12 protein-coding genes are annotated in these 15,410 nt (G+C 41.5%); all 12 read left to right on the top strand.

What is annotated here, in order from left to right:
- The first annotated feature begins 1 nt into the window (after position 1).
- The 12 genes from polA (at position 2) to ilvA (ending at position 15,410) form a co-directional block, all read left to right on the top strand.
- The gene (polA, locus tag NQ536_RS06695; protein ID WP_049937736.1) at positions 2 to 2,647 is read left to right on the top strand and encodes a DNA polymerase I; all 2,646 of its coding nucleotides are present in this window, start codon (positions 2 to 4) and stop codon (positions 2,645 to 2,647) included.
- Position 2,648: 1 nt separating this feature from the next.
- The gene (gene coaE, locus NQ536_RS06690; protein WP_004850907.1) at positions 2,649 to 3,236 is read left to right on the top strand and encodes a dephospho-CoA kinase; all 588 of its coding nucleotides are present in this window, start codon (positions 2,649 to 2,651) and stop codon (positions 3,234 to 3,236) included.
- Positions 3,237 to 3,373: 137 nt separating this feature from the next.
- Complete coding sequence (gene pta / locus NQ536_RS06685) at positions 3,374 to 4,405, top strand: phosphate acetyltransferase (RefSeq protein WP_022058972.1); 1,032 nt, start codon at positions 3,374 to 3,376, stop codon at positions 4,403 to 4,405.
- Between the two features lie 167 nt (positions 4,406 to 4,572).
- Positions 4,573 to 5,766 (top strand): acetate/propionate family kinase, encoded by a 1,194-nt coding sequence (locus tag NQ536_RS06680; RefSeq protein WP_044997984.1) that lies wholly within the window; start codon positions 4,573 to 4,575, stop codon positions 5,764 to 5,766.
- Positions 5,767 to 5,904: 138 nt separating this feature from the next.
- A complete protein-coding gene (locus tag NQ536_RS06675; RefSeq protein ID WP_022058974.1) occupies positions 5,905 to 6,420 on the top strand; it encodes a YceD family protein in 516 nt (171 codons plus the stop codon).
- 13 nt (positions 6,421 to 6,433) lie between these two features.
- Complete coding sequence (gene rpmF / locus NQ536_RS06670) at positions 6,434 to 6,616, top strand: 50S ribosomal protein L32 (protein ID WP_004850916.1); 183 nt, start codon at positions 6,434 to 6,436, stop codon at positions 6,614 to 6,616.
- A 614-nt stretch (positions 6,617 to 7,230) separates the two neighbouring features.
- Complete coding sequence (locus NQ536_RS06665; RefSeq protein ID WP_004850917.1) at positions 7,231 to 7,524, top strand: hypothetical protein; 294 nt, start codon at positions 7,231 to 7,233, stop codon at positions 7,522 to 7,524.
- Between the two features lie 225 nt (positions 7,525 to 7,749).
- On the top strand, positions 7,750 to 8,760 hold the full coding sequence (plsX, locus tag NQ536_RS06660; RefSeq protein WP_022058976.1) for a phosphate acyltransferase PlsX: 1,011 nt from the start codon (positions 7,750 to 7,752) through the stop codon (positions 8,758 to 8,760).
- A gap of 8 nt (positions 8,761 to 8,768) precedes the next feature.
- Positions 8,769 to 9,458: a ribonuclease III gene (gene rnc / locus NQ536_RS06655; RefSeq protein WP_044998010.1), complete on the top strand. Its 690-nt coding sequence runs from the start codon at positions 8,769 to 8,771 to the stop codon at positions 9,456 to 9,458.
- A 3-nt stretch (positions 9,459 to 9,461) separates the two neighbouring features.
- Complete coding sequence (gene smc, locus NQ536_RS06650) at positions 9,462 to 13,019, top strand: chromosome segregation protein SMC (protein WP_004850922.1); 3,558 nt, start codon at positions 9,462 to 9,464, stop codon at positions 13,017 to 13,019.
- A 48-nt stretch (positions 13,020 to 13,067) separates the two neighbouring features.
- A complete protein-coding gene (ftsY, locus tag NQ536_RS06645) occupies positions 13,068 to 14,075 on the top strand; it encodes a signal recognition particle-docking protein FtsY (protein WP_004850924.1) in 1,008 nt (335 codons plus the stop codon).
- Between the two features lie 90 nt (positions 14,076 to 14,165).
- The gene (ilvA, locus tag NQ536_RS06640) at positions 14,166 to 15,410 is read left to right on the top strand and encodes a threonine ammonia-lyase (RefSeq protein ID WP_004850926.1); all 1,245 of its coding nucleotides are present in this window, start codon (positions 14,166 to 14,168) and stop codon (positions 15,408 to 15,410) included.

Genomic DNA, 15,410 nt, shown 5'->3' with positions numbered 1-15,410 from the left:
AATGCCAGATCACAATAAGAAGATTTTGATAATAGATGGACACAGTATTTTGAACCGGGCTTTTTATGGACTCCCGGATCTGACAAACTATGAGGGACTCCACACCAACGCAGTCCTCGGATTTTTGAACATTATATTCAAGATCATAGATGAAGAACAGCCGACAAATATGTGTGTTGCATTTGATGTAAAACAACCTACATTTAGGCATCTTATGTACAAAGAGTATAAGGGTACAAGAAAACCTATGCCGGACGAACTAAGAGAGCAGGTGCCTCTTATCAAAGAAGTTCTTACTGCTATGAATATAACGATCATCGAAAAGGGTGGCTACGAAGCTGATGATATCATAGGGACGCTTTCAAGAATAGCAGACAAGGATGGCTACAAGGTCGTTATTGTGTCGGGAGACCGTGATCTCCTTCAGCTGGCAACTGATAACATTCTGGTAAGGATACCTAAGACGAAGGCTGGCGGCACCACTGTGGAGAATTATTATGCAGCTGACGTTCAGAAATTATACGGCGTTACGCCTGTACAGTTCATAGATATGAAAGGACTCATGGGTGATACATCCGACAATATACCAGGAGTTCCCGGAATAGGTGAAAAGACAGCAGGAAAGATCATTCAGGAGTGGAAATCGATAGACAATGCGTTGGAACATATAGATGAGATAAAACCGCCTAAGGCACAGAAGAACCTCAGAGAATTTGCAGATCAGGCAAAAATGTCAAGAGAACTTGCGACTATTAAGCTTGACTGTGTACTTGATTTCAACCTTGATGATACAGATCTTTTTGATATGTTTAATGACAAGTCTTACAATATAATGAAAAGACTTGAGTTCAAGAGTATGCTCAAACGATTCGATGCAAAGCCGGACGCCCAGGAATTGAAGCCTGAGATAACAGTGATAAATGAAAACAGTGCGCTGGATACTGTCCGCGATACTGTTATAGCTGCTGGAAAAGCCGGAATGTATGTTATATCAGACAGTGATATTCTTTATGGAATAGCAATAACCTGTGACGCGAGGACAGTGTATGTGATCAATTCCATGTCCGGTGTTTCATCAGATGCTATGTCTGACATTGTGAGAGATATAAAGACTTCCGGTACATCTATATGTATCGGTGATATTAAAAGTTGTCTGAACGATATGGATTTTTCAGAATGCGATACCAACGTATTGGATGTCGGAATTGCAGCGTATCTGTTAAACCCGCTTGAGAACTCCTATAATTACGATGATATTTCCAAGGAATACCTTGAGGTAATGCTCCCGTCGGAAAAGGAACTGACTGGTAAAGAGGAACTCAATGCATTTACATTTATAAGCGATAACTTTCTTGAGCTATTTGCATATAAGGCACTCGTTCCGCTCCTCGCAATGGATACCTTGATCGAAAAGCTTAAAGGGACAGGTATGTATGATCTGTATATGAACGTAGAACTTCCTACGGTCTACACTCTTCATGATATGGAAAAGCGAGGAGTCCGGGTAGACAGAACTGCTCTTGAGGAATACAGCCATAAGCTTGAATCCCGTATAAAGGAACTGCATGATTCTATCATAGAGTACGCTGGCAAGGATTTTAATATAAATTCACCAAAACAGCTCGGTCCTGTATTGTTTGAGGATATGGCTCTTCCGGGCGGAAAAAAGACTAAGACCGGCTACTCGACGAGTGCAGATGTGCTTGAAAAGATAAAGAATGTCCACCCTATAATAAATGATATCCTTGAATACAGACAGCTATCAAAGCTCAATTCAACCTATGCTATAGGACTTGGCAGCTTTATATCCTCAGATGGACGTATTCACGGAACGTTTAACCAGACGATAACCGCCACCGGAAGAATAAGCTCCACAGATCCAAATCTTCAGAACATTCCGATGCGTATGGAGCTTGGAAGACTTATCAGGAAAGCATTTATACCACAGGATGGCTTTGTGTTTGTCGATGCCGATTACTCACAGGTTGAACTGAGAGTACTTGCACATCTGTCTGATGACAGCGTCATGAAAAACGCTTTCCAGAATAATATAGACATCCATTCGACCACCGCTTCTGAGGTTTTTGGAGTTCCGATAGATGAGGTGACACCGCTGCAGAGAAGACACGCAAAGGCTGTCAATTTCGGAATCGTTTATGGAATAAGTGCATTCGGGTTATCTGAGGATCTTGGAATTTCAAGAAAAGAAGCTTCGGATTTCATTGAGAAGTACTATGACACATACAAAAGTATAAAGACGTATCTTGATGGACAGGTAAAATTTGCCAAGGAGAATGGATATGTGAAAACGATGTTCGGTAGAATAAGACCGATACCGGAGCTCAAATCATCCAACTTCATGCAGAGGAGTTTCGGAGAGAGAGTTGCTATGAATTCTCCTATACAGGGATCTGCGGCTGATATCATTAAGATCGCCATGCTTCATGTAAATATAAAGCTCAAGGAGCTTGGCTTGAAATCACGTCTTATACTTCAGATACACGATGAACTTCTCATAGAGACAGCGAAGGATGAAGTAGATACTGTAAGAAAGATACTTGTGGACGAGATGATGCATGCGGCTGATATGACGGTTCCTCTTGAAGTGGGCGTTGCATCCGGAAATAATTGGTACGAGGCAAAATAACATGAAAATAATCGGTATAACCGGAGGAATAGGCTCCGGAAAAACAGCGGTACTCAATATATTAAAAAGTGACTATGGCGCATTTGTCATGGAAGCGGATGTCCTTGCCCACTGTTTGATGAAGCCGGGACAGATGTCGTACAACGACATTGTTAATGCATTTGGACAAGACATTCTCATGGAAGATGGAGCAATAGATAGACAAAAACTGGGACAGGTAGTTTTTAATGACGAAGAAAAGCTAAAAATTCTCAATTCGATAACCCATCCAAACGTAAAAAAAGCCATTCTTTCATCTATAGAGGAAAAAGAAATTGCTGGATGTGACCTGTATGTTCTCGAAGCAGCACTCCTTATACAGGATGGATATTTGGATATATGCGATGAGATGTGGTTTGTATATGCGGATCTAGAAAAACGTATAGAAAGACTCTGCATGTACAGAGGCTTTACCCGCGAGCGGGCAGCAAAAGTCATCAGATCACAGGCACCTGATGAATATTACGAGATGAATTGTGCGAAAAAAATAGACAATTCAGGAGATATCGATGAATTGAAGAAACAGATAAGCATTGCAATGCAAATATAGTGTAATATTTTTTAGTTATAATCACGGATTGTACGGATAAAAAGACAATTTTTTTGGTGATTTCTATTGAGAATAATGAAACAATGCGTTAATATTTATTTATGTGTGTTTTCATTATTTTAAAGGGGGACATAAACATGAAGTTTATCGAACAGTTAAAAGAACGAGCTAAACAGAATAAGAAAAAGATCGTATTGCCTGAGACATCAGACATGAGAACCATCGAGGCAGCCGGCAAGGTATTGGCAGAAGGCATTGCGGACATTATTCTGGTAGGAGACAAGGAAGATATCATCAGCAGAGCAGGCGACATCGACCTGAGCAGAGCGTCATTTGTAGATCCAGAGAATTATGATAAATTTGACGAATATGTAGATGCTTTTGTTGAGATGAGAAGAAAGAAGGGCATGACACCGGCGAGAGCCAAGGAACTGCTTTTGACAAATCCGTTATATTTCGGATGTATGATGGTTAAGCAGGATGACGCAGACGGTATGGTTGCAGGAGCTATCAATGCATCCGCAGACGTACTTAGAGCTGCACTTCAGACACTCAAGACAGCACCTGGAACAAGAATTGTATCAGCATTCTTTCTAGTAGTTGTACCTGATTGCGAATATGGTGCAAATGGAGCATTTGTATTCTCCGATGCAGGATTAAACCAAAGTCCATCAGCATCAGAGCTGGCAGATATCGCAGAGCAGTCAGCAAAGTCATTTCAGCTTCTCGTACAGGAAGAGCCTGTTGTGGCTATGCTTTCACACTCAACAAAGGGCAGTGCAAAGCATCCTGACGTAGATAAGGTGATAGAGGCTACAGAGATCGTAAATGCAGAATTCCCTGATCTCTTGTGTGATGGCGAGCTTCAGTCTGATGCAGCACTTGTACCGGAGGTTGCTTCATCCAAGGCACCTGGAAGTAAGGTGGCAGGACATGCCAACGTTCTTGTATTTCCTGATTTGGATGCTGCAAATATCGGATATAAGCTTGTACAGAGACTTGCAAAGGCTGATGCCTACGGTCCTGTTACACAGGGTATCGCAAAGCCTGTTAACGACCTTTCAAGAGGCTGTGTAGCTGACGATATAGTAGGTGTTGTTGCAATTACTGCTATCCAGGCTCAGGCTCAGGAGGCAGGACTTATGAAGGTAACTCCTAAGGAGAGATAATAAAACTGTATGACGGTATACATACAACAAAAACGAGATGTGAGCGTATTGCATCTCGTTTTTTGTCTGTCTTTACCTGTTTGGGTATTGAAAAAATAATCCTTTCATATATACTAAAATGTAGGTTTAAATATAAAATAACAAGATATAAACAGGAGGTTTTAGAGATGAAGGTTCTCGTAATTAATTGTGGAAGTTCATCATTGAAATATCAGCTCATCGATTCTGACTCAGAAGCTGTTATTGCAAAAGGATTGTGTGAGAGGATCGGAATAGACGGCAAGCTCACACATCAGACGATTGGAAAAGATAAGTACGAAAAAGTCGTTGCTATACCTGAGCACAACACAGCTGTAAAATATGTGCTTGATGCACTTCTCGACAAGGAGAATGGTGCAATTGCATCACTTTCTGAGATCGATGCAGTGGGTCACAGAATCGTCCACGGTGGAGAAAAGTTTGCCAATTCAGTTGTCATAACAGATGATGTTATGGCTGCTATAGAGGAGTGCAATGACCTTGCACCACTTCACAATCCCGCAAACCTAATCGGAATCAGAGCATGTCAGGCACATATGCCAGGTGTTCCTATGGTTGCGGTGTTCGACACAGCATTCCACCAGACAATGCCGGACAAGGCATATACATATGCTATACCATATGAGTATTATGAGAAGTATAAGATAAGAAGATATGGTTTCCACGGTACAAGCCATAGCTTCGTATCGAAACGACTTGCTGAGCTTGTCGGCAAGGATATCAAAGATACCAAAATGATAATATGCCACCTTGGCAACGGGTCAAGTATAACGGCTGTAGATGGCGGAAAATCGGTTGATACATCGATGGGACTCACTCCGCTTGCAGGACTTCCTATGGGAACGAGAAGTGGTGATATAGATCCTGCAATTCTTGAGTTCATTGCCGGTAAAGAGGGCAAGTCAGTTCAGGAGATCACAACGATCCTCAACAAGGAATCTGGAGTGTCAGGCCTTTCAGGTGTCTCAAGTGACTTCAGAGATCTTGACAACGGAATGAAGAATGGAAATGACAGATGCAGACTTGCTCTTGATGTTTTCTGCTATAGCGTAAAGAAATATATCGGCGCTTACGCAGCGGCCATGGGCGGGCTTGACGCCATCGCCTTCACCGCTGGAATCGGTGAGAACAATTCCTACGTTAGAAAGATGTCGACCACAGGGCTTGGGTTCATGGGAATAGATATAGATGATGACAAAAATGCTGTGCGAGGTGAGGAGATAAAGATATCTACAGAAAACTCGCATATCCAGGTATGGGTCATCCCTACAAACGAGGAACTTGCCATAGCTCGTGAGACTGTGGAACTTGTTAACAGATAGAATTATCTGAATACGATAAGATACATGACGATAGTTGACGAAATTGTATAAATTTTTCGGTGAATTTTTTACAAAATTTTGTTGACAATGAATATACGCATATGTATAATAGCAGATGTGCGATTTTTAGGAGATATTATGTTAATTGATTTATCTGAGATTTTATCCACTGAAGGATTGACTAAAAGCGTTGAAGTACATGTAGGCTTTGATAGTTTCCAGTTTAAGGGAATGGATTACCGCATTGGTCAGGCGGATGATTTTCAGCTTGACCTTGTAAATGATGGTAAGAACAGAGTTAAGGTTTCAGGCAGTACAGATATTGTCATGGAGCTTGTGTGTGACAGATGCCTTGAGGAGTTCGAGAGAACTTTCCATATAGATATCGACACGGTTATTGATACTTCCGTTTTAGATTCTGATAAGGTAGATGAGATAGATGAGTTAAGCTATTTTGAAGACTGTAATATCGATATGGACGCACTGCTGAAAAAGGAACTGATGGGTTTAGTTCCAATACAGATTCTGTGCAAGGATGATTGCAAGGGACTCTGTAAGGTGTGTGGAACGAATCTGAATCATGGTACATGTAACTGTGATGATTTTGTTCCTGATCCAAGATTATCAGTTTTTAACGACATCTTAAAGAATTGAGGAGGTGTGAATAATGTCAATTTGTCCAAAGAATAAGAGCTCAAAGGCAAGAAGAGATAAGAGAAGAGCTAACTGGAAGATGTCTGCACCAGCATTAGTTAAGTGCAGCAAGTGTGGCGAGTTAATGGTTCCACACAGAGTTTGTAAGAACTGCGGTTCATACAACAAGAAAGAGATTATTTCAGTTGCTGAGTAAGCAAAAAATGCTATAGAATCAAGGGATTGAGCGACTTTCGCTCAATCTCATTCTATAGGATAGCCCGAATTTAACATAATTGATTTATTAATATGCAATTACTTGGTAATTTCAAGTATAATTTGATTTACAATTCCGAAATCCATATCTAATCCTGATTTTTCTATATACATTGTTATTATTCTAATAGTCAAGAAAAGGATATATACTCCGATAACTTTTTTCTATGCTTTGACAAACACGTATTCCTCTTTTTATGTACATCAATATATTCTTTTCCAGAATTTCTATAAAGAATTCGATATTATTTGCCGATGACTAGGTTATAAGTATTGAATAGATGGCATACTGAACTTATTAGAAAGCCATAATTATAAGATATTTGCCAGCCGAAACCTATCGGGCGCCAAAATCTTTTGAAGAATCAAATCCAGTTTTTGTTTCTTCAAAAGGAAAATACGTGATGTAAAAGCAATGAAGGGATAAAGCGATAAGAGATAATATCATTGAGAAAAGTAAAAGGAAAGTAAGTATTAAAAACAGCATAGCGTTATAAAATATGCAGTCAATCACCTTGAAATGAGAAGACGGTTATCTACTAAAGGGGAATTTTTATGGATTCAGAAAAATATCTGGCTGCTTTAGACAAAGTAGTAAAAAAGAGATTTCCATGCACTGCTTATCACATTGGTGGATATCAGGAAGCTGCTGTTTGTATACAATCTGATGATGTAGGATGGATGGTTTACAACGGGGAAAGAGGTAATCGATATGATAAGATTGAGTGTGACACTATTCTGAAGGCTTGTCTTGAGTTTATCAGAAAACTTACACACAACATTCAGGAGTACTTCCATGGAGGAAGAATTGATATTTATTATAACAGACGTTACATAATAAGAGGCTAACTGTTTTAAAATTATACAGTCTGAACATGGTATATGGAATTTTATTCTATGTACCATGTTTTTATTTTTGTTTTGGTAATCATTTGACTTTGACTTTATGGAAATATATAATGACTTTGTGTGTTTATGCCCTTTTTTAGATTTATTGTGCAGGGTATGACGCATCATATATAAATACGAAACAATTTGTTTGTGATAATTGATACACAAAAAGGAGAATCAGATATGGGAGACACAAGAATAGTTGTAGATGCTATGGGCGGAGATTATGCACCTGAATGGATAATCAGAGGTGCTGTTGAGGCTGTAAATGAAGGTGCAAAAGCTCATATAATACTTACCGGTAAGGAGGCTGTGATAAAGGGCGAACTTGCCAAGTATACATACGACACTTCCAAGATCGAGATAAAGAACTGCACAGAGGAAATAACCTGTCATGATGCACCAGTACAGGCTATCAGAAGCAAAAAGGACTCATCACTCACAGTTGGTATGAATATGGTTAAAAACGGTGAGGCTGATGCTATCGTATCAGCCGGAAGCTCAGGTGCTATACTTGCCGGAGGTCAGCTCATTGTAGGAAGATCAAAGGGTGTTAAGAGATCACCTCTTGCACCGCTCATCCCTACAACCAAGGGATATTCACTGCTCATAGACTGTGGCGCGAATGTTGATGCCAGACCAGAACATCTCGTTCAGTTTGCCAAGATGGGTACAGTATATATGGAGAATATCGAAAAGATTGAAAAGCCCCGCGTTGCGATAGTCAATATCGGTGATGAGGAGGAGAAGGGCAATGCCCTCGTAAAAGAGACATATCCACTTCTCAAAGAGTGCAAGGATATCAATTTCATAGGAAGCATAGAAGCCCGTGAGATACCTAACGGCGCAGCCGATGTCATCGTGTGTGAGGCATTTGTGGGTAATGTCATATTAAAGCTCTATGAGGGCCTTGCAAAGATGCTTCTCGGTGAGATCAAGAAGGCTGTTATGTCTTCATTTAAATCTAAGATAGGTGGAGCACTGATAAAGGGTTCACTCGGCGAACTCAAAGAAAGATTCAATGCCAAGACAAAGGGTGGAGCACCTCTCTTAGGTCTCAAAGGCCTGGTGGTAAAGATTCATGGTAACTCACACAACGAAGAGGTTAAGAGTGCTATATTCCAGTGTATAAGTTTCAGTGAGACCGGCGTAAATGCCAAGATTGCTGAAAAGATCAGTGAGGAACAGGCATAATGGCAGGCATGAATAGAAATTATGATGAACTTGAAAAAAAGATCGGATACCAGTTCAAAGATATAAATTTGCTTATCACAGCATTGACACATACATCATTTGCCAACGAACTCAAAGTAAATAAGACAGATTCCTATGAAAGATTGGAATTTCTGGGTGATGCAATTTTGGAATATATCGTGAGTGAATACCTTTTTCTAAAAAAGAAAGAGTACGAGGAGGGCAGACTCACAAAACTCAGGGCGAGCCTGGTATGTGAATTTACCCTCTCTCAGATATCTGAGAGTCTGGGCTACGGGGATTATGTCCGTCTCAGCAAGGGGGAGGAACTGACCGGAGGCAGAAAGAGAAAATCAATATTGTGTGATCTCTTTGAGTCGGTTCTTGGCGCCATGTACCTCGATGGGGGCATTGAACCTGCAAAGGAGTTTGTTCACAGATTTCTTCTCGATGACGTTGAGACAAAATCTCTCTTTTACGATGCAAAATCAACGCTTCAGGAATTCTGCCAGAAGCATGGCAGGCAGCTCAGCTATGAACTTATAGAGGAGCGAGGTCCGGAACACAGCAAGATATTTGTATCAGATGCGGTTATCAATGGCAAAGTCACAGCCAGAGGTGAGGGACCCAACAGAAAGACCTCTGAGCAGATGGCCGCATATAAGACATTGTTACAATTAAGAAAAAAGCAGGATTAACATATGTATTTAAAGAGTATAGAGGTAAATGGTTTCAAATCATTTGCCAATAAAATAGTATTTAAATTTAATCATGGCATCACATGTATTGTCGGTCCTAACGGTTCCGGCAAGAGTAATGTCGCCGATGCTGTCAGATGGGTTCTCGGTGAACAGAGTGCTAAAAGCCTTCGAGGCTCTAAGATGGAGGATGTCATTTTCTCCGGAACACAGCTCCGTAAGCCTCAGGGATCCGCATATGTTGCGATAACCCTTGACAACAGCGACCACAGTCTTCCTATAGATTACGGCGAAGTTACTGTTGCCAGAAGAGTATACAGGTCGGGAGAATCAGAGTATCTTATCAACGGAACCGTGAGCAGACTCAAGGATGTCTACTCCCTTTTCTTTGATACTGGTATAGGTAAGGAGGGATACTCGATCATCGGACAGGGTCAGATAGAGAAGATACTTAACGGTAAACCGGAGGAGCGCCGTGAGCTCTTTGACGAAGCGGCCGGTATCGTTAAATTCAAGAAGAACAAAGCGGCAACAGAGAAGGCTCTTGAAGCTGAGAGAGACAATCTGAGCCGAGTTAATGACATCTTAAAGGAACTTGAAAAGCAGGTCGGTCCCCTCAAGGAACAATCTGATACGGCAAGAAAATATCTTGCTTTCAAATCCGAACTGAAAAATCTTGATGTCAATGCATTTCTTCTTGAGATAGAAAAACTCAGAGCTGATCTAGAACGTGATCAGGCAAGACTTGAGATCGTAAATGATGACATTGAAGAAAATAGGAATCTCTACGAACAGACAAAGGAAGAGTACGAGCAGATTGAAAACACGATAGAGCAGCTCAATTCTGTTATTGATTCATCCAAAAACGAGATTCATGAGGGCAGACTTGCCAAGGAGCGCGCAGAGGGTGAGATAAATGTTATAAACCAGCAGATCATAACCCTCAAGATGAACGACAAGAATATCCATGAGCAGATTGATAGGATAAATGCTCAGATCGAAGCTGGAGAGCGTGAGCTTGCAGAGTACACTTCACAGAAGGACAATCTGGACGATTCAAGTTCGGATGTAGAAAACGAACTGCAGGAAGCTAGAAAGCAAAGCGAGAAAATGTCCAGATATATTGAGGAGTGCCAGCAGGAGATAGAGAACTGCAAAACTGACATAATCGAGTATGTCCATGAGAGCGGTACACTCCAGGCAAAGGTCGGCAGATATGACGCCATGCTGGAGAATATCAATTTCCGTAAGACACAGCTTAACCAGAGACTTCTGCAATCAAAGAGCGATGATGCTGGTGATAGAAAAGAGTTTGAGGATCTTTCGAACCAGCTTACAGAGCTTGAGGAGAGTGTAAAGTCTGTTCTTGCAGATCTCGACAATGCCACAGAGCAGTTGGAGGATAACCAGAGCAGAAATAAGACAAACAGAGAACTGATACATAACACAAACGAAAAGCTTTCCGCAACCAGATCCAAGATGGAGGCACTTCGAAATATTACAGAGCGTTACGACGGATACGGAAACAGCATAAGGCGTGTTATGGAGCAGAAACAGCACAATCCTGGAATAATAGGAGTTGTAGCTGATATAGTCACAGTTAAACAGCAATATGAGGTTGCAGTGGAGACCGCACTTGGTGGAAGCATACAGAACATTGTCACAGAGGATGACGCAACTGCAAAGAGAATGATCTCATATCTTAAGAGTAACAAACTGGGAAGGGCAACATTTCTCCCACTCAATACAATAACAGACAGAGGCTCCATAAGGAATGATGTTCTCAAAGAAAAAGGCGTTATAGGTGTTGCCTCAGACCTTGTGGATGTCGATCCTAAGTTTTCAATCCTTGCCAGGAATCTCCTTGGCAGGATAATAGTGGTTGACAATATAGATAATGCACTGGCAGTTGCCAGAAAGAATAATCAGTCATTAAGACTGGTTACCATCGAGGGTGAGCTTATCAATCCGGGCGGTTCACTTACCGGTGGAGCATTTAGAAATTCAAGCAACCTTCTCGGACGAAAGAGGGAGCTTGATGAACTCAAGGAACAGATAGAGCATCTCAAGGGAACGGCTGCAAGAGCTGCAAAGCTTGACGAGGAGCTGAAAGCATCAAGGGAACAGCTGAGACAGGATATTGATAAATATAACTCCGAGCTCCAGAAGGCTTATCTCATGAAGAACACCCTCACGATGAGTCTTAATCAGGTGAAGGAAAAGCTTGCTGAATCAGAGAAGATGACGGCATCAATAGAAAAAGAGATGTCTGAGCTCAACAATCAGATAGCTGAGATAAACAACAATAAAAACTCCCTTGCTGACAACAATAAAAAGCATGAGGCAATGAGGCTTGAGGCTGAGGCCAGGGTCGATGAACTAGAAAGCCATAGCCAGGAGAACAAAGATAAGCTCGCCGCTGCAAACGCAAAGGTATCCGAGCTTATGATAAAGTTCAACTCCATAAAGCAAAGGGATGACTTTATTGTCGAAAATATCCGAAGGATCAATATCGATCTTGAAAAGAACCGTGAGGAGCTTGAAAGCTTTACAAGCCGTGTCGAGACTTCGTTTGCCGAGATAACAGAACTTGAGAATAAGATAGAGTCGATAAGATCTGACATAGAATCGAGATCCGGCAGCATCACGGAGAACGAGGACAAGGTTGCTGAGTTTTCTGCCAAACGCGAGGAACTTCAGCAAAGTCACAAGGAATTCTTTGCAAAGCGTGAGGAGCTTTCCGAAAAGATCGCCGGACTTGAAAAGGATTCATACAAGCTCACATCGATAATCGAAAAGAGCAGTGAGAAATCCGATGAACTCAGCAGCTACATGTGGGAAGAATACGAGATAACCTACAGTGCAGCAAAAGAGCTCAGAGATGAAAAGCTGCCAGAGCTTCCGGCACTCAAGAAAGAAATAACAGCTGTCAAGGCAAAGATCAAGTCCCTCGGTGATGTCAATGTCAATGCCATTGACGATTACAAGGAGGTCTCTGAGAGATATGAATTCTTAAAGGGACAGCATGACGATATAGTGTGCGCCGAGACAAACCTTGTAAATATCATAGCCGAGCTTGAAAAAAACATGCAGCAGCAGTTTGCAGAGAAGTTTAAAGAGATACAGGTAATGTTTGACAAGGTATTCAAGGAACTTTTCGGCGGTGGCCGCGGCGCTCTTGAACTTGTGGATTCGGATGACCTTCTTGAGACAGGAATAAGGATTATCGCACAGCCGCCTGGAAAGAAACTCCAAAACATGATGCAGCTCTCAGGTGGAGAGAAATCACTCACAGCCATAGCTCTGCTATTTGCGATACAGAGTCTTAAGCCATCTCCATTCTGTCTTCTTGACGAGATAGAGGCTGCCCTGGATGATTCTAACGTAAGAAGATTTGCACAGTATCTGAACAGGCTTACAAAGGATACACAGTTCATAGTTATATCCCACAGAAAAGGTACTATGGAGGCTGCGGATATACTGTACGGTATAACGATGCAGGAGAAGGGAGTTTCAACTCTCGTATCTGTAAACCTGATAGAAAATGATCTTGACAAGTAAACAGATATAAAGATATTTACATTTTTATAATGAGACAGGAGGTATGGTATGTCAGAGGAAAATAAAGATATTCTGAACAAGAATGAGAAGAAAGAGAAAAAAGGCTTCTTTGCAAGACTCAAGGAAGGACTTGCAAAGACTAGAAACAATATCGTGGAGAGCTTTGCTGATGTATTTGGTGCTTCCCACATAGATGATGATTTCTATGAGAACCTTGAGGAGACCTTCATAATGGCCGACATGGGATATGAGACCACCGAGAAAGTAATCGAAGATCTCAAACAGAGAGTTGAGGATTCCCACATCAAGGAGCCTGCAGCCTGCAAGGAACTAGTGATAAACATAATCAGAGACCAGATGTCAGTTGACGAGTCAGCATATGACTTTGAGAATAAAAAGACTGTTGTTCTCGTCATCGGCGTAAACGGAGTTGGAAAGACGACCACTATAGGAAAGCTCGCTGCGCAGTACAGACAGAGGGGTAAGAGAGTCCTCATGGCGGCAGCAGATACATTCAGAGCTGCAGCGATCGATCAGCTTAAGACATGGGCAGACAGAGCACAGGTAGATATAATATCACACAATGAGGGCGCGGATCCTGCTGCTGTAGTATATGATGCTGTAGCTGCGGCAAAGGCAAGAAATACCGATATATTGCTTGTTGATACAGCGGGAAGACTTCACAACAAGAAAAATCTCATGGATGAGCTTGCAAAGATGAGAAGGATAATCACACGCGATTATCCGGAGGCAAATGTTGAGGCGCTCATTGTACTTGATGGAACAACCGGTCAGAATGCACTTGAGCAGGCAAGACAGTTCAGTAACGTAACAGAGCTTGACGGTATAGTCATAACAAAGCTTGACGGAACAGCAAAGGGTGGTATTGCCATAGCTATTCAGTCAGAACTTGATGTTCCTGTAAAATTCATAGGTGTAGGAGAGAAGATAGGAGATCTCCAGAGATTTGATCCACAGGCGTATGTAAATGCATTGTTTGCTGACTTTGACGAGGATCGTTCAGAGATAGATATGTTGATTGATGAGGACGAGTAATATCTCTGAACAACACATGTATTTCTGATTATAATATCAAATTTAACTTAACTTATAACTTTGAATAACATATAAGGAGACTTTTGGAAAATGGCAGAAGAGAAGACAACTGACAAACTGACACTTGCTAAATTTGAGGAGGCCTATGAACTCGTTCAGAAGGTGGTTCTTCCCACAAAGCTTATATACAGTGACTACTTCAGCGGATTAACAGGAAACAAGGTCTATTTTAAGCCTGAAAATCTGCAGAAAACCGGGGCATACAAGATTAGAGGAGCCTACTACAAGATCAGCACTCTCACTGATGAGGAGAGACAGAAGGGACTTATAACAGCATCGGCCGGAAACCATGCCCAGGGTGTTGCATACGCCGCTAAGGCATATGGAGTAAAGGCAACAATTGTCATGCCTTCATCAACACCGCTTATCAAGGTGAATAGGACAAAGGCATATGGAGCAGAGGTTATATTATACGGAGATGTATACGATGAGTCATGCGCATATGCACTGGAGCTTGCTGAGGATAAGGGATATACGTTTATCCATCCTTTTGATGATCTCGATGTTGCCACAGGTCAGGGATCAGTTGCAATGGAGATTATAAAAGAGCTTCCGTTTGTCGACTACATACTCGTTCCTATCGGAGGAGGTGGTCTGGCAACAGGCGTTTCAACTCTTGCTAAGATGATGAATCCTAACATAAAGGTTATAGGTGTTGAGCCTGCAGGTGCAAACTGTATGCAGGTATCACTTAAAAATAAGAAAGTGACAACACTTCCTTATGTGGATACTATTGCAGATGGTACCGCAGTAAAGACTCCGGGAAGCAAGATATTCCCTTATATACAGAAGAATATTGATGACATCATCACCGTTGAGGATAATGAACTCATCGTGTCTTTCCTTGATATGCTTGAAAATCACAAGCTTCTAGTGGAGAACTCAGGACTTCTTACAGTTGCAGCTCTCAAGCATCTTGATGTCAAAGGTGCAAAAGTTGTAAGTATTTTGTCAGGTGGCAACATGGACATGATCACATTTGCATCACTGGTACAGCACGGACTTATAGCCAGAAGCAGAATATTCACAGTGTCTACACTTCTTCCGGATAAGCCTGGCGCATTGATGAATATTTCAAAGGTCATAGCCGATCTTCAGGGAAATGTCATCAAGCTCGAGCATAACCAGTTCGTCTCGATCAACAGAAACTCAGCAGTTGAGCTTGTCATAACCATGGAAGCATTTGGACCTGAACACAAGCAGCTTATCATCAATACACTTGCCGATAAGGGTTACAAGCCAAAGGAAGTAATGACAAAAGGAATATACAATTAA

The sequence above is a fragment of the Coprococcus eutactus genome (genome assembly GCF_025149915.1).
Classification (GTDB): Bacteria; Bacillota; Clostridia; order Lachnospirales; family Lachnospiraceae; genus Coprococcus; species Coprococcus eutactus.
This window is presented reverse-complemented; position numbering and strand designations above follow the sequence as displayed.

Excerpts from the sequence above, each read along its gene's own strand:
- rnc (WP_044998010.1), top strand. The coding sequence starts at position 8,769 with ATGAATAGAAATTATGATGAACTTGAAAAAAAGATCGGATACCAGTTC.
- NQ536_RS06665 (WP_004850917.1), top strand. The coding sequence starts at position 7,231 with ATGGATTCAGAAAAATATCTGGCTGCTTTAGACAAAGTAGTAAAAAAG.
- ilvA (WP_004850926.1), top strand. The coding sequence starts at position 14,166 with ATGGCAGAAGAGAAGACAACTGACAAACTGACACTTGCTAAATTTGAG.
- plsX (WP_022058976.1), top strand. The coding sequence starts at position 7,750 with ATGGGAGACACAAGAATAGTTGTAGATGCTATGGGCGGAGATTATGCA.
- smc (WP_004850922.1), top strand. The coding sequence starts at position 9,462 with ATGTATTTAAAGAGTATAGAGGTAAATGGTTTCAAATCATTTGCCAAT.
- ftsY (WP_004850924.1), top strand. The coding sequence starts at position 13,068 with ATGTCAGAGGAAAATAAAGATATTCTGAACAAGAATGAGAAGAAAGAG.
- coaE (WP_004850907.1), top strand. The coding sequence starts at position 2,649 with ATGAAAATAATCGGTATAACCGGAGGAATAGGCTCCGGAAAAACAGCG.
- rpmF (WP_004850916.1), top strand. The coding sequence starts at position 6,434 with ATGTCAATTTGTCCAAAGAATAAGAGCTCAAAGGCAAGAAGAGATAAG.
- NQ536_RS06680 (WP_044997984.1), top strand. The coding sequence starts at position 4,573 with ATGAAGGTTCTCGTAATTAATTGTGGAAGTTCATCATTGAAATATCAG.
- pta (WP_022058972.1), top strand. The coding sequence starts at position 3,374 with ATGAAGTTTATCGAACAGTTAAAAGAACGAGCTAAACAGAATAAGAAA.
- NQ536_RS06675 (WP_022058974.1), top strand. The coding sequence starts at position 5,905 with ATGTTAATTGATTTATCTGAGATTTTATCCACTGAAGGATTGACTAAA.
- polA (WP_049937736.1), top strand. The coding sequence starts at position 2 with ATGCCAGATCACAATAAGAAGATTTTGATAATAGATGGACACAGTATT.